Source organism: Virgibacillus siamensis (assembly GCF_900162695.1).
In the GTDB taxonomy this organism is placed as follows: Bacteria; Bacillota; Bacilli; order Bacillales; family Amphibacillaceae; genus Lentibacillus; species Lentibacillus siamensis_A.
Map to the genome: position 1 here is coordinate 1,363,123 of NZ_FUIH01000007.1, position 19,459 is coordinate 1,382,581.

Genomic DNA, 19,459 nt, shown 5'->3' on the forward strand with positions numbered 1-19,459 from the left:
ATAAAGAATAAAAAAGATAATAACGGATTATAGAAAGCAAAAATCCCTTGCAACACAATATATGTTGCGAGGGACTTATTATGCTATATTAATCAATTTGTGTTCGAAAAACAGGTTCTCCATTTTGGATAGTATATGGTAAAGAATAAGAAGGGACAAAGGGTGAATGCTCTGCAAGCAATGTTCGGATATCTTCGCCTTTTTTCATTTTGTGGTCATATTCTTTAAGAGCTTCATTTAAATCGATACGATAATCCACATAAAGTTTTCCTTTTGCATCCATCACAATTGGAAGATTCTTATGCGAAAATGGACTGACAACGTAAGGTTCTGATTCCAATCCTAATTTTTTATAATCTATTTTAAATACCCCGTCTGCTATTCGTTGACCGAATGGAGGATACAGATGTTCATTACGGTACATATTTATTTTCATATTCAATTCCCGAATAGCGTCTGTAACACGCAAATCAATTAATTTTACAGTAGGGTCTGTTTCGGCATGAATGATTGTATACTGATAAATGCCGCCGTTTTCAAAAGCCGTACCGGGGATCTCCGAAATAATGTTATGTTCTTTCAATATTTTGAAGTTAATCAGATATTTGCGGAATTTCGGGGTATCCTTGTCCTTTGTTTTTATTGGCAGTAATCCGCCTGTTTGTTCCTGATAGGAATCAACTGCTGATTGCATCATTTTTAATTGGGCTTCATTCGGAATCTTATTTTTGGATAATTCACCTTCCGGATAAAGACAGCCGGTCAATAATATCATGATTGTAAATGCAATACTTACCTGAACAGCTGTATGTTTCATGGAAAATCCTCCTAACTTGTCGGTCCGCTAAAGACAATATATAAAATAATTATTCCTCCAAGCATTAAACAAAGATAGGCTAGTACTGATACGATACCTGCAAGCCAGCCTTTCAGTTTATTCCTGCTTAATACAATGAGTCCGATCGAAAGCAGAAGGAGTGCCATACCGACAAATGATATCCACATATTCATCATGCTTTGTGACATTTATTTCACTCCTGGTTCAAATTCAACATAATTGCACAACGTATTATAACATACTGTTACAGCTTCCCATATTTAAAACAAATTTAAATCATAAAAATGTCACAAATTGTCCACTGGCAATAATTTTATCTTTTCCCGGACAAATAAAATCCGGGACAGAAGGGGCTCACTCCATCCCGGTTTGACTAAATAAATTCCACAGCAACTCTATAATGAATGCTTGTGCGATTTATTTTATGCGATCATACTCCTTGTTGTATCCTCACTTGCCCAAATATAACTACTTTTTAAACAGTTGATTCAAAGTCTGCATATCTGTAGGCATGTTGTTGTTCGTTATGGATTCCACAATTTTATCTTCTTTAGCCTTTGAAATAGGCTTTCCGGCAATCTTTGAAAGCCTCTGAATCAACATTCTCACTGTTTTTTCATCCGAAAAATCGGCATGCTTGACAGATTCAGCCACTTTATATATTTGGTCCGGATTTACATTTGCCTGCTGCTGAATTTTGTCAAATGGATCATTTCGGGATTCACTCACACGCTCGCCTCCCTGCATTATTACTTCAGCATAGTATATGCAAGGTATGCGTTTACGTGTTATTTGGAATAATTTCCGCCTATCAAATCTGCAAGATCATCCATTTCTTCCCGCTTATTTCGATTCATCAGTTGTTCAACGATGTCACGTGGGTTTTTATTATTAAATAATATCTCATAAATACCATCTGTAATCGGCATTTCAATTTTCTGTTCCTGTGCAAACTGATGGGCTGCCTTTGCGGTACGTACTCCTTCAACCACCATCCCCATCTGTTCCAATACTTCATCGAGTTTTTTGCCTTTTCCGAGCAGGTTACCCGCTCGCCAGTTACGGCTGTGTACACTTGTACATGTAACAATCAGATCACCTACACCCGGTAATCCCAAAAATGATAATGGATTGGCACCAAGGGATGCACCCAGACGGGTAATTTCTGCTAGCCCCCTTGTAATTAATGCTGCTTTGGCATTATCACCATACCCCAATCCATCCGATATTCCTGCACCAAGTGCAATGATGTTCTTCAATGCACCTCCAAGTTCAATCCCAACAACGTCCGGACTTGTATAAACCCGAAATGATTCATTGATAAATAAATCTTGAGCAAGTTCGGCATTACCGCTGTCCAATGATGAGACAGTAACTGTTGTCGGTAATCTTTTGCCTACCTCTTCCGCGTGACTTGGACCAGACAGTACAACAATATCTTCATAACTATATGCATCCATTTCCTCACTGATTATTTGCGACACACGTTTCAGGGATTCAGGTTCAATACCCTTTGTGGCGTGAATAATTGTAGTATTATTTTCCACAATAGGATTCAATTGTCCGCATACTTCCCGGATTGCTTTTGTTGGAACCACAAGAACGATTGCTGTTACGCCATTAATGGCTTCCTTTAAACTATCAAATGCCTTTATTTGGGAAGGGATCTCCACGTTTAAATAACTTTCGTTTCGGTGTGTTCGATTAATTAGATCTGCCTGTTCTTTACGGTGTGTCCATAATCGTACATCATGACCATTGTCAGACAGAACAATACTGAGTGCTGTTCCCCAGCTTCCAGCACCTAATACAGCTACTTTACTCAATGATATAGCCTCCTTATTGACGTCTTCTTGCGAATATTTTTATTGGTGTACCTGTAAATCCAAATGCATCCCGTATTTTATTTTCAAGAAATCGTTTATACGTAAAGTGCATTAAATCAGGATCATTAACGAAAACAACAAAACTTGGCGGTTTAACAGCCACTTGAGTCGCATAAAGCACCTTCAGTCGTCTTCCTTTAACAGTTGGCGTTGGATTCATCGCCAGTGCATCCATAATTACATCATTTAAAACATTTGTCTGTATGCGTTTTGCATGATTTTCACTTGCAGTCCTTATGGAAGGAATCAGTGTATGCAATCTTTTTTTGGTTTTGGCCGAAAGAAAAACAATTGGCGCATAATCAAGAAACTGAAAATGTGCTCTGACCTTTTTTTCGAATTCCCGCATTGCTTTATCACTGGATTCAACTGTATCCCATTTGTTGACGACAATAATAATTGCCCGTCCAGCATCATGTGCATAGCCTGCGATTTTTTTGTCCTGTTCTCTGATTCCAGTTTCAGCATCAATTAGGACAAGAACAACATCAGACCTTTCGATTGCCTTCAGTGCACGCATTACACTATATTTTTCAGTCGTTTCGTACACTCTGCCTCTTTTGCGCATGCCAGCAGTATCAATGATGACATAATCCTGTCCGTCCTTTTGCAGATGTGTGTCAACAGCATCTCTTGTAGTACCTTCCATTTCGCTGACAATGACCCTTTCTTCATTCAGCATAGCATTAACAAGAGAAGATTTACCTACATTTGGCCTGCCAATCAGGCTGAAGTAAATCGTATCTTCACGATCTTCCTCACTATCAATTTCAGGAAAATGCTTCACGACTTCATCAAGCAAATCGCCTAATCCCAATCCATGTGAACCGGAAATTGGATATGGTTCCCCGAAACCGAGTGAATAATATTCATATATTTCCTGCCGCATTTCCGGATTGTCCATTTTGTTTACACCAACAACTACCGGCTTATTCGATTTATATAACAATTTGGCAACTTCTTCATCTGCTGCAGTTATACCTTCTCTGCCATTCAATAAGAAAATAATGACATCAGCTTCATCGATTGCAACCTCAGCTTGCTGCCGCATTTGTACGAGCAATGGTTCATCTCCGACGTCAATTCCGCCGGTATCAATCAAATTAAAGGTGGTTGTAAGCCACTCCCCCTCTGCATATATCCGATCCCTTGTCACACCTGGAATGTCTTCAACGATTGAAATTCTTTCTCCGACAAGGCGGTTGAAAATAGTTGATTTGCCAACGTTAGGTCTGCCCACTATCGCAACTGCAGATTTCCTCATGAAAGGAACATCCTTTCTATCTTTTCATTCACATTTTATTTGCTTCTATGTATACAGCATTTACTTATTCTAGCAAAAGAAAACCATATAGACAATTATTAACGGAAAATAGCCTGCGGGAATGCACAAAAAAATTGCTCCTTCCTGATGGAAAGAGCATTCAATATATTTATGATTTATATTTATCCAATTTATCACCGATGAAATCACCGACTTGAAAGCCAAGCTGATCGTCATCTTTTTCATATTTTTTGAACTCCTGTGCTTCCTGCTCCGCTTCCAGTTCCTTAATGGAAAGGGAAATTCGCTGGTCAGCTTCACTTACATCCAAAACTTTTACTTTAACCGTTTGTCCTGTATCCAAAACTTCTTGTGGTGTACCGATATGTCTGTTGGCAATTTGCGAAATATGAACAAGACCTTCTACCCCGGGCAGAACTTCGATGAATGCACCAAAACTCACAAGACGTTTTACCTTTCCTTCAAGCACATCTCCCTTTGATACCTTTTCCTCTATATCTGTCCAAGGTCCCGGAAGTGTTTTTTTACGGGACAGGGAAATTCGTTCATTGTCGCGATCAACTGATAAAATTTCCACCTTTATTGTATCTCCTTCAGATACAACATCCGAAGTTTTTTCCACATGCTCATGTGCAAGTTGGGAAATATGCACAAGTCCGTCAATGCCCCCAAGGTCCACAAACGCACCAAAACTTGTGATGCGTTGTACAGTACCTTCAAGTACTTGTCCTGCATCCAGTTCTTGCAGCAATTGTTGTTTTTTCGTGTCTGCCTCATCCTGAATAACGTCTCGATGTGACAAAATAACCCGATTCTGTTCCCTGTTAAGATCAATAATTTTTACTCGCATAACCTCATTTTTATAATCTGAAAAATCTTCAACAAAATACGTTTCAACCAATGAGGCTGGAATAAAACCGCGCAGACCCACATCAACAACCAGTCCGCCTTTTACAATATCCTTAATTTCTGTTTCAAATACTTCATCATTCTCAAACTTTTTGGCAAGTGATTCCCAAGCTTTGTCTGCATCTACAGCCTTTTTGGATAAAATGACCTCATCGTCTTCAATCTTTTTGATCTGCAATGAGAGTTCATCATTCTCCTTCACCACATCACCGGCTTTTTCAATATGGAGGTTGGACAATTCACTTATTGGTACGATACCTTCCGTTTTATATCCAATATCAACAAGAACCTGTTTTTCCTCCACTTTAACAACGGTTCCCGTGATAAGTTCACCCACGTTCAGTTCCGGTATTTCATTATTATATTCACTCATTCAAAAGCCCTCCTTAAAGTACAAACCAACAAAGAATCGAATTATCTCTTTTTTATAACTTCTAATATTTATAATTATTTGTCAAGCAATGCATGTCAGGAATTGTGATTATCGATTAATTTTTTTATTTCACCCATTATAGCTTCTGTTGTATCTTTTGCTGAAGACTTGTTTTCCCGATAGGTTTCTATATCCATCGGTTTTCCATAGATGACCGTTAGTCGTTTTCCTGGTTTATAGGGTCCGATTATCGCACAAGGTACAATCTTTGCTTTTGAACGTAACGCGAAAAAACCTGCACCTGCCAGACCTTTTCCCACTGTTCCGGTTTTACTTCGTGTTCCTTCCGGAAAAAGTCCCAATGTTTCGTTCTCCTTCAATATTCCCAGGCCTTTGCGAAGCGCATTTCGGTCACCCATCCCTCGTTTTACTGGAAATGCATGGATTTTAATAAGCAGTTTCCCCAGAATTTTTTTTTCAAACAATTCACCTTTTGCCATAAAATAAATATCCCGAGGGGAGGTGATTCCCACAACAGGAGGATCCAGATTGGAAATATGATTGGAACAAATGATTACCGGGCCATGTTTGGGTACATTTTCTTTACCGATAACCTTGAATCGGTATATCGGGAACAGAAGGATTGCCACCACTGTTTTAGCAAATTTATATAGGCTCATTTCAATCTCCTCTTGTTCCCATTACGTTATAAACTTCTTCCAAAATTTTATCTGCCACTTCGACGATGGTATAAGACGTTGTATCAATTTCAATGGCATCCTCCGCTTTTAAGAGTGGTGAGGCTTTCCGCTGTGAATCTAATAAATCGCGTTGTTCGATTTCCTTTTTCAGTGTTTCCAAATCAGATGAAAACCCTTTTTGCAAATTTTCCTTATGTCTTCTTCTTGCGCGTTCTTCCACACTCGCTATCAGGAAAATTTTCACTTCGGCGTTGGGCAGTACGTGGGTTCCAATATCCCTTCCATCCATAACTACTCCGCGTTTTTCGGCCATCCGCTGCTGACGGTTGACCATTTCTCTTCGTATTTCAGGATGTTTGGCAACATAAGAAACATGATTTGTAACCTGTTCTGTCCGAATTTCATCTGTTACATCTTTTCCATCCAACATAACATGCTGATTCTGTTCCCCTTGAACCAGTTCAATTTCAGTCTGTTTTAACAGATCACCAAGAAGACGCTCATCATCAACGTCTACCCCGCTATTAAGTGACTTTAATGTTAATGCCCGATACATCGCGCCTGTATCAACATAGATATAGTTAAGTTTTTGGGCTGCGATTTTCGCAACAGTACTTTTCCCTGCAGCCGCAGGTCCATCAATTGCTATCGCTATTTCAGCTGTATTCATTTATGCCTTTCATTCCTCTCATTATTCCTGCAAATTATAAAATAGCACCTTCCAAATTTCCCATGACTCTACAGTAAATAATAACATATTATTGAAATAGAGGTCTATTTGTTTTGATATAACCAGAAAAAAGGAAGGGGTCGCCTCCCTTCCTTCATCAAACAAATATTTTATTTATCTTCTTTCATAGTGATTAGGAAACTGCAGAAAAGTCAACTTCCTTTCCATCCAACTTTTCAACCTTTTCTTCTGTCCCATCCTTCGCATTGATAAAAATACGGTAGGTTTCATTACCCAGTACTCCAAGAAATTCATATGTCAGTACTTCTTTTCCCATATCATTGTCAATTATCGCAAGGTGTTTTTCATTTATTTTTACATCAGGATTTACATGGCTTTTTGCTTCTTTTGCAGAAATTTTAGGTTCCGGTATATTCCGCTTTTTATGATTCATAAAATAATTTTTGGCAGTAAAACCAAGGAGATCACCGTTATCCAGGGCGACTTTAACCTCAACTGCATCGGAATATACACGTACACCATCCTGATTATATAAAAAGGAGTAAACACCAATGTTATCATACTGATTGCTCTGGAAAATTTGCATCTTTTCAAAATCATTTTGCTGCAAGTATGATTTTGCTTTTTCCATGCCTTCATTCAAACTGATTTTTTGTTTCCCGATTTTACGGTTAACAAGCAGCGAAATAGGATGTCCTCCTTGTTGCGACATGTCCATATAAGCATTTTTGTCGTCATTGCGATACGAAATACTGTAGATTGGTAAGTCTGAACCCTTTCCGCTTTTGGTAATTTTGATATGATCTGTATTGTTTACCTGGAAGATTTTTTTGCTTCGCTGCAACGCTTCCTCTTTACTAATCGTGTTTTCCCCTTTTAAAAACTGATAATTATGTTCTTTGGAGGAAGTTCCGGAAAGTGGTGAGTCTACATTGCTTTCACTGTACCCCTCCACCTTCTTTTCAACCGTTTTAAATCCATCAACAATCGTGTTGTCGGATTGTTCATCCCCTGTAGCAAGGGCCATTTGCACATCCATCCAGCGCAAATTCTCTTCCAATACAACATTTTGTACCTTACGCAATTCATTTTTGATATCTTTGGATTGTTTGTAGAGATTCTCAAGCCTTGATACTTCCTTATCGGTTAATGGCTTCTTACCCAAATCCCTGACCGCAGTTTTATACGTAAAATCACCAATCTCGGACAGAAATTCCTCGGTTTTGTTAAATGGCATCAATACGAGCGGGAGCTGTCCAACATCAGAGTTAGCCTGTGATGCCAGCCGCCATATTTCCACTAACTGTGGGGACAAGCTTTTTCTGGAGTTCATTGCCAGTGCCGTTCCGATTTTATCATTCAACAAATCAACATGATAAGTAAGTTCGTGAAATGCACGCTGGTAATCATTTTCCGCCTGAACGAGGATGTCATTCTTTTCCTGATGCTCCTGATATCCCCAGACAGCGGTTGCTGCTATTCCTATTGTTAGAACTCCGATTAAAATCCAACGTATCATATTTTATCTCACACCTTTCTATTTACAGAATATATGCTTGCCAATTTTTTTGATTTGAGGGCGTGACCATATCCAATCCGATGTTGCAGTTTCCGGATTGAAATAATATAGTGCTCCCCCGGAAGGATCCCATCCGTTTATTGCATCCATTACTGCCTGCTTGGACGTTTCATTCGGTGTCAGCCAAATTTGCCCATCTGCTACTGCAGTGAACGCCCTAGGCTCAAAAATCACACCCGATATAGTATTAGGGAATGTAGAACTTTCAACACGATTTAAAATTACCGCGGCAACAGCTACCTGACCGACATACGGCTCACCCCTTGATTCTCCGTGAACGGCATTTGCCATCAGTTTAATATCATTCTGTGAATATCCTTGAGGCACGTTTACCGCAGTAGGTTTAGGTTTTGCCTGTTTTGTCGGCTGTGTGGCAGTATTATTATTGCCTTGTTGTGATGGTGCTGACTGTTTTGATCGGTCAACACCGCCATAGTAGGTGAATTCATTACCGCTTCTAATTTGACTTTTGACATATTGCTTATCGTATTTACTCTCCTCGACCAGTTTATTTTTGGTTACCGGGCCGGCCAATCCATCCACTTTCAGTCCAAATTCATATTGAAAGTTTCTTAATGCCCAGTAGGTCCCCCATCCAAAGACGCCATCAATTTCTCCATTGTAGAATCCTAAATATTGAAGTCTTGCCTGAAGTTCAATGACATCATCACCTGTTGCACCATGCTGGATTACTTGCGGGCTAAATGCCTCTGCCTGATTCATAGGCGCTGCAGTTTGTAATCCAACGGCAATGAAACATATAATAATAATGGACAGAGATAATCGTTTTGTTCGATAGGTCATGTTATTTCCTCCTGCTGCTAGAAGATATGATGTACCTATTTTTCAACTAAAAGCACTTTTTATTCATTTTCTTTGTAAATAGAAAAATCCCGTGTATGCAATTGCATACACGGGATTGATTAAATCTTTTTCAACTTATCCGGCTGATTGGCAGCTTTCATTCTGTTTATACAAACAACCCATAGTATAATCATAAACGGGACCAATAGTCCGAGCCAATCACTTGATACCGTTTTAAGGATAAAATTATATGTCCCATGAAGAAGAAACGGCAGTATAAACGCGAGGGTTACGTTCCACTTTTTATGAAAGTCCGTCATTTTGGCTTTTCCAAAATAATAACCCATAATCACGCCAAATAATGCATGCGATGAAACGGGAAATAGTGCTCTTGAAAAAGCGTACTCTATTCCGTTTGTGACCAAATATAATACATTTTCAATAGTAGCAAAGCCAAGACTTATGGAAACAGCATAAATAATGCCGTCATAGTGTGCATCAAATTCGGTATGATGATAGATCACATAAATAAATATAAACCATTTAAAAAATTCTTCAAAAAAGCCAATTAGCAGGAACGATTGGACAAAATTATTATCGCTGAAATTCTCGACTTGAAACGCATATTGAATAAACATAATTGGAAAGACAAGAATCGCGCCGGAGATGAACGTTTTAACGATTAAAGAAATAGGCTCTGAAAAACGATCCTTTAGATAAAAGAACGACATCAGCGCGAATACAGGTGCAATACTGGCTGATATTATTGCAAGCAATGCATTTTCCCCCTTCCCATTATGCTGAGTTAATCGTACCATTAAGTATCGGGAATGAAAATAGATAAAGGAGGCTGTTCCGATGAAAAATATTTTAATTATCCATACTGGCGGAACTATTTCCATGCTGGAAGATAAACAAACGGGAGAAGTTTCGACAACTGCCAAACACCCGCTTACCGATTTGTCCTATTACTTTACTTCATATGCAAATGTTGAGGAGATCATTGAATTTTCACTGCCATCACCGCACATTACTCCAAAGCATATGCTGCAATTGGCCGAAAAAATCAATGAAATAAGCAGTGAATATGATGGAATAGTCGTGACACATGGGACAGACACATTGGAGGAAACTGCATATTTTTTGGAACTGACTGTTAATACAACAATTCCGGTTATTATAACCGGAGCGATGCGTTCAAGCAATGAAATCGGATCTGATGCTCTCTATAATTTAATCAGTTCACTCCGGGTAGCAATTGATGATGAAGCATCCGGAAAAGGAGTTCTTGTGGTAATGAATGATGAAATCCATAGTGCTGTCAACGTCACGAAGACATCAACCAGTAATGTGGCAACCTTTCAGAGCCCGCAATATGGACCATTGGGAATCATTACGAAAGAATCTGTTATTTTCCACCATACGATTCTTTCAAGATACTCACACCCGGTTACACAAATTACAAAAAATGTTTTTTTATTAAAGGCCTATGCTGGGATGGATCAACAGATTCTGGAAGCATTATATGCCGGAAAACCGGACGGGCTTGTTGTTGAGGGTCTTGGACAGGGTAACCTTCCTAAAAATACGGTGACATCCATTCAAAAATTTATTGCTGATAACATTCCAGTCGTTCTCGTTTCCCGCTGTTATCAGGGAATTGTACAGCCTACTTATGCCTATGAGGGCGGTGGAAAACAACTGAAAGAAGATGGTGTCATTCTAACAAATGGTCTGACTGGACCAAAGGCACGTATAAAATTATTAATTGCCCTTGAAAAAACCAATGACCATAATTTAATACGCGATATGTTTGAAAAGGAAAAATAAAAGGCCGGTGCCAAAGATTTTTTAACACAATGCAGCACAGTAAGGTTCCGTCCGGATATAGCGGGGACAGCTTTGTTCAGCGCGATTCGGATTTTCTTCGGCGGAGAAGCGATTTTGTTCAGCGGGTTTTGGAATTTCTTCAGCGGGTTTGCGGTTTTGTTCAGCACATTTCAAGCTTTATTCAGCGCGTTAACCTTCCCACTGTCCAATAAGCGGGAGCACATCCTATCTCGAATGGATGTGCTCCTTAACCGTTCGGGCAGTAAACAACAGGTTCTCCCATTATCCTTCCCGGTATATAACTGATACGCGCTGAATTCCTGCACTGTCGTCTTTCGGATTACGCATTTTCGATGCTTTCCAGCTTTTTATTCACGATATCATCCGCAATTTGTTTGCCATGATGCCGTCCATTTTCAATGAAAATTTGATTGTTGTTATATCCTGCTGCGACAACACCTGCAACATAAACATTGGGTATATTCGTTTCATACGTCATTTCGTTAAAAGCTGGCTTGCCACTTTGTTCATTAATGGAAATACCAATCCGCTTCATAAAATCATTATTTGGCTTATATCCTGTCATCGCAAATACAAAATCATTGCTGACTGATTTCGTTTCGCCATTAACCATATATTTAACCCTATCATTTGTAATTTCAAGTGTTTGCGCATTGAATTCCATTCGAACGATATCTTTTCTGACTAGTGAATCAAATTCTGGCAAAATCCAGGGCTTTATACTTTTGGAATACGTATTTCCCCGATAAAGTACTGTGATGTTAGCACCTGCCTTATTCAATTCGAGGGTTGCATCCACGGCAGAGTTTTTTCCTCCGATGACGACAACATCTTTTTTGAAAAATGGATGTGCTTCCTTGAAATAATGCATTACTTTCGGAAGATCCTCTCCTGGAATATTCATTTGGTTAGGCTGATCATAGTAACCTGTTGCTATAACCACATGCTTACATTTATATTCACATTTCGTGTTGTCCGATTTTTCGGTTCGAATTAAAAAGGATTCTGCTTCTTTGACTACTTCCGTTACCTTCTCGAAGGTTCTTAGACGCAGATTTGTCCGGTCTGCCACAGATCGGTAATATGCTAAAGCCTGGTTCCTTACCGGCTTTTGCCGTTCGGTTATGAATGGGATATTTCCAATTTCAAGTTTCTCGCTTGAACTGAAAAACGTCTGATGTGTGGGAAAGTTATAAATCGTATTTACAACGTTTTCTTTTTCAATAATAAGTGGATTAATACCTTGCTTCTGCAATTCAATGGCACATGACATCCCACATGGTCCACCGCCAATAATAATCGTGTTTTCCATTTTCATATCTTACGCACTTCCTTTATTCCGTTCATGATCATTTATAAAGACATGCTCATAATTTTTTGCTGCTTTTTTATAAACACCTAAACACAAAAAAACTCCTATCCAACTATACATGATAAGAGTTCTTTCGTCATTTATTCTGTTTTGAAATGTTCGCTTAGACCCAGCCACGAAATCTTGCGGCTTCAGCCATTTTCCGCACACCAATCATATACGCAGCAAGTCGCATATCAACTCGTCTGGTTTGTGCAGTATTATAAATATTATTAAAAGCCTTAATCATGATGGATTGCAACTTCTCTTCAATCTCATCTTCTTCCCAATAATATCCCTGGTTATTCTGCACCCATTCAAAATAAGAAACAGTCACACCACCAGCTGAAGATAACACATCAGGAACAAGTAAAATCCCACGTTCGGTTAATATTTTTGTTGCTTCAAGTGTAGTCGGACCATTGGCAGCTTCAACTACAATATCGGCCTTAATGCGATGTGCATTTTTTTCGGTAATCTGATTCTCAACTGCCGCCGGTACAAGAATATCACAGTCAAGTTCCAGTAATTCTTCATTGGTAATTGTATCATTGAACAATTTTGTAACCGTTCCAAAACTGTCTCTTCTATCAAGAAGGTAATCGATGTCAAGACCATCCGGATCATGCAGTGCACCATAGGCATCGGAAATTCCGACTACTTTGGCACCAGCATCATGTAAAAACTTGGACAGAAAGCTTCCGGCGTTTCCAAATCCCTGGACAACTACCCTTGCCCCTTTTACATCAATTCCTCTCTTCTTCGCAGCTTCATTTATAACAATTGTAACACCTTTTGCCGTTGCAGATTCTCTTCCATGGGATCCGCCAAGTACGATTGGCTTACCCGTAATAAATCCAGGACTGTTAAATTCATCAATACGACTGTATTCATCAAGCATCCAAGCCATAATTTGTGAGTTTGTAAAGACATCCGGTGCGGGTATATCTTTTGTCGGACCTACAATTTGACTAATGGCACGTACATATCCGCGGCTAAGTCCCTCAAGTTCACGGAATGACATTTCGCGCGGGTCACATACAATCCCGCCTTTTCCCCCACCGTACGGTAAATCTACAATACCTGCCTTTAAGCTCATCCAAATGGATAATGCTTTCACTTCAGTTTCGGTTACATCAGGGTGAAATCTGACTCCACCTTTTGTTGGTCCAACTGCATCATTGTGCTGTGCACGGTATCCGGTGAAGATTTTGATTGATCCATCATCCATTCTGACAGGAATTCTTACTGTCATCATGCGGATAGGGTCTTTTAATAATTCAAATACTTCATCAGGGTAACCCAGTTTTTCCAGTGCGGTTTTAACAACAGTTCGTGTTGAACCTAACACATCCATTTTATTATTTTCTTCTTTGGTAGAATCTGCTGCTTTATCGGCTACCATGAAATTTACCTCCTAGATTGTCAATTAATAATTATTTTGATTATAGCTTCACTCAGAGATTAGTATACACTTTCATAATAAATATGCAATAATATAAATCTATTTTCTTAGAGAATTTTCGATTCCACTGTAAGCGATTGCACTTTTTTGGGACTAAACAACCAATTTCAGCATAAAAATGCGTTTATAACTTGGTTAACTGCTTTTTCTGACATAATTACCTTTCCATACTCCTTCAACCGATAAGAAGTAATAATACTCGGCGTTGAAAACTCTGACATAACAGCGATAATATCCTCCTTGTCAATACCTACTTCTTTTTCATGCAGAAGCATGTAATACCTGCTGTCAAAATAATAAACCTGACCGCCATCCACGTTAAAACCTGCCAAATAGGAGGAAACCTGGATGATATCTTCAAATTCCTCAAAAGAAAAAATTAATTCCTTGCTTTCATCCAAGGTAACTTTCATTTCAATAAAATCCTCATCCCAGCTTATATTTTCATTCTTTTTGGTTACGACAACATGCATACCCTGCGCTTGCATTAAATGAACCTGGACGAGCAGAATTCCCTCCAGTTCAAAATCCAGTTCGGTACTTGCTTCGTACATCATGTCACTGAACAGGCTGCGAACATTCGAAACATCATGCCACAGATCTTCTTTTGTAAAGCCTCGTTCTACCAAATCATCGAATGTAAGAAAAATTGTGAACTGACTGCTGGATACTTGTTCTATTCGCATAAAGCATCCCCCTTTACATGCCAAATGGTTTCTTTTCAATCCTGTTTCTAATAGTATATGTCATTTTGACAATTGTTGAACTACACAGGCAAATTATACATGCCCAATCTATAGCAAAACATGTTATACATTAACTTTACTTTCAAGGATATTAGTATTATGCCGCCAAGTAAACCCATTCCATTCAAATTGGAGAAGATTTTCTGATCAGGGTGATGGATAATGTGTAAGACGCCGAACAATGCATTTTAAAGAATGTTTTTATACCGTTGGATAACTTTGAAAAAAATGGGGAATCAGACAACCCCGAAGTTCATACACTTGAAAAGAGTCTGTTAAGTAACTTGAAAGGAGGATAATATGTATACCCAATATAAATACTGGGAGCCTTTTGTAAGCCCAACTGATCCATGTCCGCCTAAGCGCATTAAAACCTATGCCACTCCCCCTGAAGTATATATTCCTTTTCAGCCTCCCGGATTTCCACAATATGAACCAAAAGACGCGTTGTACCATGGAACTTTATGGAAGCCATTGTTCAGCCCTTATCCACCACCGACAAGAAGAGGTGAACAAATTGAGTAAAACACTTTCCCCTGAATATTATCAGATGCTCGAGGAACTTCAGGCTGTTGATTTCGTTCTGGTCGAATTAACGCTTTATTTGGATACGCACCCTTATGACTATGATGCAATTGAACAATTTAATTTATACGTCCGAAAAAGCAAAGAACTGACCAACAATTTTGAGGCGAAATTCGGTCCGCTCATGGAATTTGGGAAAAGCTATTCAGACTATCCATGGAACTGGAACGATACTCCATGGCCATGGCAGGTATGAAGTGAAAGAAGAACCGGTATTTAGGAGGAGATAGTTTGTGGTATTATGAGAAAAAACTTCAATACCCTGTTAAAGTCAGAGAATGTAACCCGCATCTGGCGAAGTTTCTTACTGAACAATACGGCGGAGCAGACGGTGAGTTGTCCGCAGCATTGCGATACCTCAATCAACGGTATACAATTCCGGACAAAGTAGTTGGTTTGTTGAATGATATAGGTACAGAAGAATTTGCCCATTTGGAAATGATTGCCGCCATGATTTACAAATTAACCAAAGACGCAACAGCAGAAGAAATGGATGCTGCAGGACTAGGCGGACACTATTCCAGTCACAGCCTTGCCTTATTCCCGGAAAACACAGACAGAACACCATGGACGGCTTCATATATCCAGGCAAAGGGAGACCCAATAGCGGATTTATATGAAGACATTGCCGCTGAGGAAAAAGCAAGAGCTACTTATCAGTGGATTATCAACCTTTCAGATGATCCTGAATTAAATGACAGCCTTAAGTTTCTCCGTGAAAGAGAAGTTGTCCATTCAATGCGATTCAGAGAGGCTGTTGAAATCTTAAAAGAAGAACGGGATAAGAAAATATTTTTTTAATATACGAAAAGGTGCCTTCATGGTTTGGCACCTTTTATAGTTGCCTCATAATGATTAAAAATTTCCAGTACATCATTACCCCACATATAATACATTCCGGCTATAACCAATATTAACAGTAGTATGACAATAATCAGCCGCAGCAATGCTCCGTTGATTTTAAAGGTTGTACGGTGTTTTGTGTTGCTATGTACTTCTTTACGAGGCGGCAAATTTAATATGTCAATTTCCCGTACCTCCCCCGTTTCACGAACAGGACGAACTTCATCGGTTTTTTCTGCCTTACTCTCTCCGTTTTGCACCTCGTTGAATAATCTTTTCAATTCTTTCGCCTGTTCATCTTCTTTTTCATGTTCGTCATTCACTTTCGGCACCCCACTTTTGAAAACGGATTACAATCCCCAATGTAAAATCAACTATAAAATGCGACGTTATCGTGACATACAAATTGTTGGTAAGCAAAAAAATGTTACCAATATAAAAACTGACAGCCAGTACTGATAGAAGCAGAACCGGTTTTTTTAAGTACCTGATATGGACTAAGGCGAATAAAATACTGGCAAACCAATAACCGAATGTTGTCTGAATTACCCCTCTAAACAGAATCTCTTCAGAAATTGCCACCAGCAATGTCAGCATAAAAATTCCCTTTATTGACCGGTTGCTGAAGATTCTTTCGTTAATACCGTCATCATCATAATAGCGTCTTGGGACAATTTTGATAAGAACCAAATCAAAGAGAACAATTAATAATCCTGAAAACACCCCATAGTAGATGATTTCATCGATATCAATAGTAAACAGGAAAAGCCAATTAACAAGTTGATCAAAAAGAAATACACTTAACAGAAACCCCGCAAACAGCATCAGTAATTGTGATAATACAAGCTGCTTATTCAGTTTTCTGTCTGTTAACTGCGTTATAATTTCACTTTGCTTTGTCATGATGTTCTCCATTTAAAAGTATTTCACTTAATTTCTTTTGCCAGGTTGGAGTACTTTCTGCAGGAGCGGTCTGCTTCGGTTCCCAACCGCGTAATGAAAATCCGCAATTACTGCAGCACATACTTTCGACCTTTTCATATGTATCCTGAAAGTTTTTGTATAAATGCCTGCGCAAACATTCTTGCTGATTAATCCAGCCCATGATTTCACGTAATTTCCGTTCCTTTACATGCTTTCTTTCTGTAATCAGCTTGTCAATCCGTTGTTTCGCTTCATTCCATTGTTCGCTGTCCACAATTAATTTATTTTTCTTTATCATATCATGATTTTCAAACTGATAGTGCAAAAAACGCCATTGAATTTCATTCAGTTCAAATTCCATTGTCAACTGTTCTTCAATTTTAGCCAGGTCTGTTGTGACACTGCACAATTCAGTTAATCTCCGAAAGATTGCAGACAGAGCATTAGATGAAGGGAGTTCACTTTCAATGATGGATTCCGGAATTTGTTCATCACCATTGGAATATAAAAGGAAAGCGATACTTTGTTCACCGTCCCGCCCTGCCCTGCCAACTTCCTGAATGTAGGATTCAAGCTGAACCGGTAAATGATAGTGAATAACCAGCCGGATGTTATGTTTGTTGATTCCCATTCCAAATGCACTGGTACAGCATATGATATCCAGTTGATCATTCATAAATTGCTGCTGAATCGTTACCCGGTCCGATTGATCCATCCCGCCATGGTAAAATGCAATCCGATGGGAAGGTAACACTTCGGTCAGATATTGTGCTGTTTCTTCTGTCATCCTTCTGCTCGTGAAATAGATTAAGGTTGGAACACGATACCGCTTAAACAGATCGGCCAAAAATTGTTTTTTTTCGATATTCCCGTTCACGTGTTCAATTGAAAATGTAATATTGTTTTTGTCAATGGGATGGATATGTTTTGTAATAGCCCCCCTATTTAATGCTGCAATTATATCACGCTGAATTTCCTCCGTTGCCGTTGCACTTAATGCAAGTACCGGGGGGTTCTTTAGTTGTTCCAGGATTCTGCCAAGTCTTAAATAATCCGGTCTGAAATCGTGACCCCACTGAGAAATGCAATGTGCCTCGTCAATCACGAATAAACTGATCTCCACTTGTCGTAACAGATCTATTACCTTTCGCTGCTGCAACAATTCAGGTGAAATATATATTAAATGAAATGCATCGATATTCCGAAACACATGTTTTCGTTCTTGAGGTTCCATGAAACTGTTTAATGCTGCTGTTCGCTTGAAACCTTTTGACCTAAGTTGTTTTACCTGATCCTGCATTAACGAAATCAGTGGTGATACAACAATTGTCAACCCGCCCATTACCGCCGCGGGAAGCTGATAGCATAATGATTTTCCGGATCCGGTTGGTAAGATTCCCAGTACATCTTTACCCTGAAGCACGTCTTCAATGATCTCTTTTTGCCCCGGGCGAAATGAATTGATTCGGAATTGCGTTTTCAGTTTATCATCCAAAGTTGCCTGACTGGTCAAATTCATCACCTTATTCCTTGTTTGTTTGCCGCTAATACAAGTCGTATTTGGAAATAGCTGATGCTATCCTCAACTTTACTTTTAATATCTTTCAGCTTAAAACTTTGAACACTTCTGATTGCTGTAATGATTTCACTCTGCTGAGCAGTTGAAACATATGGTTCAATTGGGAATTCTACACGATATAGACTTATTTCCACAATATGATCATAAATGGTGTTTATTTTTAAATTCCGCATACTGGCTATTTCGGCAGAATCGTATCCTTCTTGCAAAAGGATGAATGTTTTTGCAGCGGATTGCGAAAGCCTATGATCGTTTTTCAAATCTTTTAGAATAGAAAATAGGACAGGAAATTCACCTGAATTCCGATGCAATACCTCAAGCATACGGTGCGTGATTGCTGTCAGTAAAAGCGGAACATCATACGTATCCAGATCATGATGAATTGCCAACTGATGACTGCTCATCCCATAATATTCATAGCCTGTTATACAATCAACAAAAAGTTGGGCATCTTTTTCCGGAAACCCTTCCAGCAATTCACGCAGTTCATTGTGAAGAACCTGCAGTACGGCTTTCTGTTTTGGTTTCATGTGCTGATAGTAACGTTTAACCCAATTGGTTATTTCCGGTTTATCAAATATCGGTATAAATGTAAAATGCTGTTGGACACTGTTGGTAAGTGTCTGGATGAGCAACAATAAACGCTGCCGGAATATAATATCTGAATTGAAATAATTCATTCCATTAAGGTAATCCAAGTGGGGGAATTGATTAGCCTTGTCAATAATGACAGCACCTCTTTCACCGGGAATTACTGAATCACCAGTCTGTTGCAAATAGCCCTGTTTCTGCATTTTTTGAATGGTATCATCAAACGAATATTTAGGGAGATGTTTATAAACTCCATAGAATTTATCAAGTTCGTACAAAAAGGCATCCTGCTGAGTCTGAATCGATCTTCTTCCTTTCAACAGGTGATAAATTGCTGAAGTGGTTCGCTTATCCCGAAATTGGCTGCTGCATATGAGAATCATGTTTTCAAACAGCATTCTCCATTCCCCTTTCACGTTTTAGACAATTAATAGCAATTGAAGTATCATTCTGTTTCT

Annotated in this window: 22 protein-coding genes; 4 read left to right on the plus strand and 18 right to left on the minus strand. The window is 39.0% G+C overall.

Annotated elements, in window-relative coordinates; translation table 11 throughout:
- Positions 1 to 88: 88 nt before the first annotated feature.
- From B1K71_RS10595 to prsW, 11 genes are all read right to left on the minus strand, one after another.
- A complete protein-coding gene (locus B1K71_RS10595) occupies positions 89 to 817 on the minus strand; it encodes a hypothetical protein (RefSeq protein WP_077326699.1) in 729 nt (242 codons plus the stop codon).
- 11 nt (positions 818 to 828) lie between these two features.
- Positions 829 to 1,026, minus strand: coding sequence for a DUF2768 domain-containing protein (locus tag B1K71_RS10600; protein WP_077326701.1), 198 nt, complete (start codon positions 1,024 to 1,026; stop codon positions 829 to 831).
- 280 nt (positions 1,027 to 1,306) lie between these two features.
- Complete coding sequence (locus tag B1K71_RS10605) at positions 1,307 to 1,567, minus strand: stage VI sporulation protein F (RefSeq protein WP_245799238.1); 261 nt, start codon at positions 1,565 to 1,567, stop codon at positions 1,307 to 1,309.
- 59 nt (positions 1,568 to 1,626) lie between these two features.
- Positions 1,627 to 2,664, minus strand: a complete 1,038-nt coding sequence (locus B1K71_RS10610) for an NAD(P)H-dependent glycerol-3-phosphate dehydrogenase (RefSeq protein WP_077326705.1) — start codon at positions 2,662 to 2,664, stop codon at positions 1,627 to 1,629.
- 13 nt (positions 2,665 to 2,677) lie between these two features.
- Positions 2,678 to 3,988, minus strand: a complete 1,311-nt coding sequence (gene der, locus B1K71_RS10615; RefSeq protein ID WP_077326707.1) for a ribosome biogenesis GTPase Der — start codon at positions 3,986 to 3,988, stop codon at positions 2,678 to 2,680.
- Positions 3,989 to 4,157: 169 nt separating this feature from the next.
- The gene (rpsA, locus tag B1K71_RS10620; RefSeq protein ID WP_077326709.1) at positions 4,158 to 5,291 is read right to left on the minus strand and encodes a 30S ribosomal protein S1; all 1,134 of its coding nucleotides are present in this window, start codon (positions 5,289 to 5,291) and stop codon (positions 4,158 to 4,160) included.
- A gap of 95 nt (positions 5,292 to 5,386) precedes the next feature.
- Positions 5,387 to 5,971 carry a lysophospholipid acyltransferase family protein gene (locus tag B1K71_RS10625; RefSeq protein ID WP_077326711.1) on the minus strand — a complete coding sequence of 195 codons (585 nt, stop codon included), beginning with the start codon at positions 5,969 to 5,971 and terminating at the stop codon, positions 5,387 to 5,389.
- 1 nt (position 5,972) lies between these two features.
- Positions 5,973 to 6,662: a (d)CMP kinase gene (cmk, locus tag B1K71_RS10630; RefSeq protein WP_077326713.1), complete on the minus strand. Its 690-nt coding sequence runs from the start codon at positions 6,660 to 6,662 to the stop codon at positions 5,973 to 5,975.
- Positions 6,663 to 6,855: 193 nt separating this feature from the next.
- Positions 6,856 to 8,202, minus strand: a complete 1,347-nt coding sequence (gene ypeB / locus B1K71_RS10635) for a germination protein YpeB (protein WP_077326715.1) — start codon at positions 8,200 to 8,202, stop codon at positions 6,856 to 6,858.
- An 18-nt stretch (positions 8,203 to 8,220) separates the two neighbouring features.
- Complete coding sequence (sleB, locus tag B1K71_RS10640; protein ID WP_428848871.1) at positions 8,221 to 8,985, minus strand: spore cortex-lytic enzyme; 765 nt, start codon at positions 8,983 to 8,985, stop codon at positions 8,221 to 8,223.
- 200 nt (positions 8,986 to 9,185) lie between these two features.
- Entirely contained in the window at positions 9,186 to 9,842 is a 657-nt protein-coding gene (gene prsW / locus B1K71_RS10645; protein WP_077326719.1) for a glutamic-type intramembrane protease PrsW, read from the minus strand.
- Positions 9,843 to 9,924: 82 nt separating this feature from the next.
- Between prsW and B1K71_RS10650 the strand changes: the two genes are divergently transcribed.
- Complete coding sequence (locus B1K71_RS10650; RefSeq protein ID WP_077326721.1) at positions 9,925 to 10,896, plus strand: asparaginase; 972 nt, start codon at positions 9,925 to 9,927, stop codon at positions 10,894 to 10,896.
- A gap of 340 nt (positions 10,897 to 11,236) precedes the next feature.
- Here the strand turns inward: B1K71_RS10650 and B1K71_RS10660 are convergent, their stop codons facing one another.
- From B1K71_RS10660 to B1K71_RS10670, 3 genes are all read right to left on the minus strand, one after another.
- Entirely contained in the window at positions 11,237 to 12,235 is a 999-nt protein-coding gene (locus B1K71_RS10660; RefSeq protein ID WP_077326725.1) for a YpdA family putative bacillithiol disulfide reductase, read from the minus strand.
- Positions 12,236 to 12,392: 157 nt separating this feature from the next.
- Positions 12,393 to 13,625: a Glu/Leu/Phe/Val family dehydrogenase gene (locus B1K71_RS10665; protein ID WP_428848872.1), complete on the minus strand. Its 1,233-nt coding sequence runs from the start codon at positions 13,623 to 13,625 to the stop codon at positions 12,393 to 12,395.
- A gap of 215 nt (positions 13,626 to 13,840) precedes the next feature.
- Positions 13,841 to 14,419 carry a genetic competence negative regulator gene (locus B1K71_RS10670; protein ID WP_077326729.1) on the minus strand — a complete coding sequence of 193 codons (579 nt, stop codon included), beginning with the start codon at positions 14,417 to 14,419 and terminating at the stop codon, positions 13,841 to 13,843.
- A 360-nt stretch (positions 14,420 to 14,779) separates the two neighbouring features.
- Between B1K71_RS10670 and B1K71_RS10675 the strand changes: the two genes are divergently transcribed.
- The 3 genes from B1K71_RS10675 to B1K71_RS10685 are packed head-to-tail and all read left to right on the plus strand — an operon-like array spanning position 14,780 to position 15,865.
- Positions 14,780 to 15,004, plus strand: coding sequence for a spore coat associated protein CotJA (locus tag B1K71_RS10675; protein ID WP_077326731.1), 225 nt, complete (start codon positions 14,780 to 14,782; stop codon positions 15,002 to 15,004).
- A gap of 25 nt (positions 15,005 to 15,029) precedes the next feature.
- Positions 15,030 to 15,260: a spore coat protein CotJB gene (locus B1K71_RS10680; RefSeq protein ID WP_281250369.1), complete on the plus strand. Its 231-nt coding sequence runs from the start codon at positions 15,030 to 15,032 to the stop codon at positions 15,258 to 15,260.
- Positions 15,261 to 15,295: 35 nt separating this feature from the next.
- A complete protein-coding gene (locus tag B1K71_RS10685) occupies positions 15,296 to 15,865 on the plus strand; it encodes a manganese catalase family protein (protein WP_077326736.1) in 570 nt (189 codons plus the stop codon).
- Positions 15,866 to 15,882: 17 nt separating this feature from the next.
- Here the strand turns inward: B1K71_RS10685 and B1K71_RS10690 are convergent, their stop codons facing one another.
- From B1K71_RS10690 to B1K71_RS10705, 4 genes are read right to left on the minus strand one after another with little or no spacing between them, the layout of a single operon-like run.
- A complete protein-coding gene (locus B1K71_RS10690) occupies positions 15,883 to 16,230 on the minus strand; it encodes a hypothetical protein (RefSeq protein ID WP_077326738.1) in 348 nt (115 codons plus the stop codon).
- Positions 16,223 to 16,810 (minus strand): CPBP family intramembrane glutamic endopeptidase, encoded by a 588-nt coding sequence (locus tag B1K71_RS10695; protein WP_077326740.1) that lies wholly within the window; start codon positions 16,808 to 16,810, stop codon positions 16,223 to 16,225. The genes B1K71_RS10690 and B1K71_RS10695 overlap by 8 nt, the downstream gene beginning before the upstream one ends.
- The gene (locus B1K71_RS10700) at positions 16,794 to 18,350 is read right to left on the minus strand and encodes a RecQ family ATP-dependent DNA helicase (protein WP_077326742.1); all 1,557 of its coding nucleotides are present in this window, start codon (positions 18,348 to 18,350) and stop codon (positions 16,794 to 16,796) included. The genes B1K71_RS10695 and B1K71_RS10700 overlap by 17 nt, the downstream gene beginning before the upstream one ends.
- The gene (locus tag B1K71_RS10705) at positions 18,350 to 19,399 is read right to left on the minus strand and encodes a helix-turn-helix domain-containing protein (RefSeq protein WP_077326744.1); all 1,050 of its coding nucleotides are present in this window, start codon (positions 19,397 to 19,399) and stop codon (positions 18,350 to 18,352) included. The genes B1K71_RS10700 and B1K71_RS10705 overlap by 1 nt, the downstream gene beginning before the upstream one ends.
- Between the last annotated feature and the right edge of the window lie 60 nt (positions 19,400 to 19,459).